The sequence below is a fragment of the Paenibacillus peoriae KCTC 3763 genome, from assembly GCF_000236805.1.
Taxonomy (GTDB): domain Bacteria; phylum Bacillota; class Bacilli; order Paenibacillales; family Paenibacillaceae; genus Paenibacillus; species Paenibacillus peoriae.
Genome location: NZ_AGFX01000044.1, coordinates 1 through 1723, shown reverse-complemented (window position 1 = coordinate 1723; position 1723 = coordinate 1). Strand labels below are relative to the sequence as shown.

2 protein-coding genes are annotated in these 1723 nt (G+C 42.8%); both read left to right on the top strand.

The features are described from left to right. The first annotated feature begins 72 nt into the window (after positions 1-72). A complete protein-coding gene (locus tag KQI_RS0124385) occupies positions 73-753 on the top strand; it encodes a helix-turn-helix domain-containing protein (RefSeq protein WP_010349511.1) in 681 nt (226 codons plus the stop codon). Between the two features lie 32 nt (positions 754-785). Continuing rightward, entirely contained in the window at positions 786-1628 is an 843-nt protein-coding gene (locus tag KQI_RS0124380; protein WP_010349510.1) for an IS3 family transposase, read from the top strand. The last annotated feature ends 95 nt before the right edge of the window (positions 1629-1723 follow it).

Genomic DNA, 1723 nt, shown 5'->3' with positions numbered 1-1723 from the left:
TGATATGCTCCCATCATAGTAGACAGTAGAAAAAACAAAACTTCTACCTCTACCATGATGGGAGTTTTTGTAATGTCAAAAAGAAGCCCAATTTCATATGAAATCAAGATTCAGGTTGTAAGGCGTTGCCTGCGACATGAATCCAATCCCAACCATGAGGCAAAACAACTGGGGGTCCATAAAAACACGGTTACCGATTGGATAAGAAAATATCAAGCAGATGAAGTAGAAGGATTAAAAGAATCCAAAGGTTGGAAAGTTTACTCCAAGGAGCTACGACTGGCGGCGATTCAGGATGTACTTTCCGGGAACTACTCCGTACGAGCTGTAACCAAAAAGTATCATATATCGAGTAAAAGTGTGTTGGTGAGATGGATTTCCAAGTATACTGAGGGAAAACCAACTCGGAAAAGGATCGGACCCTCACACATGAACAAAGGACGAAAAACCACTTACGAAGAACGGATTGAGATTGTACAATATACCCTCGCTCATGATTTGAATTATCAGAAGGCGATCAAAAAATACAATGTCTCTTACCAGCAGGTATACGCCTGGGTCCGTAAATTTAAAGCCCATGGTCAGGAAGCTCTTCAAGATCATCGTGGTCGTAAAAAACCGCTAGAGGAGCTAGATGAACAGGAACAATTAAAGCTTCGGATTAAGGAACTCGAAGCGCGTAATGAGTATCTTGAAATGGAGAATGCATTCGCAAAAAAGTTGGCAGAGATCCGGCGAAGAAATACGCGCTAACCTTCGTTCGGCATGTAGACATCTATCGAGCGATGAAGGAAATGCATGAAGAAAAAGGATATGCGATCACAAGACTCTGTGAGCTCGCAGGGATCGCCCGGTCTGCCTATTACAAGTGGCTGAAATGGACGCCATCTACCAGAGAACTCGAAAATCTTGCACTGGCTAAGGAAGTCAAACGTCGATACGACAAACGAAACGGAATACTCGGTTATCGCCAAATGCGTATTCAGTTGAATCGTAAGCTTAAAAAAAGCTACAACCGTAAACGGTATTATCGCATCATGCAAGCTCTTGAATTAAGAGCAGTGATTCGCAAAAAGCGGCCAAATTACGTGAAAGCTCCAGCCTTTCATATCGCTGAGAATGTCATGAACCGAAAATTCCAAGCGGAGGCCCCCAACCAAAAGTGGTGCACCGATGTAACAGAGTTAAAGTACGGAAATGGCCGCAAGGCCTATCTGAGTGCCATTATTGACGGATATGACAACTCTGTTGTTTCCTGGGTGCTCAGCCATTCCAATAACAATGAGCTTGTCATGAATACGGTAAAGAAAGCTTATAAAAGAAACCCGAATGCTACGCCGCTCTTGCACAGTGATCGCGGCTTTCAATATACTTCGCTGGAATACAAACAACTTCAAAAGAGATACAAGTTTAGGACAAGTATGTCTCGTGTAAGCCGGTGTTTGGACAACCAACCCATTGAACGATTCTGGGGTACCTTTAAAGCAGAAAGATTTTACTTGGAGAAATATGACACGTACGACGATCTCCTGCGAAGTGTACAAACCTATATGCGCTATTACAATAATGATCGATACACCGAACGACTAAATGGTTTATCCCCTAACGAATATCGACGAGCAGCTTAACGAAGAAAAAAATAATCCCCTCAGCTTGGATAACCGAGGGGATTGAACACTGATAATTTTGTTTTTTAGTCTGTCTACTTGACAGGGTGCACTTC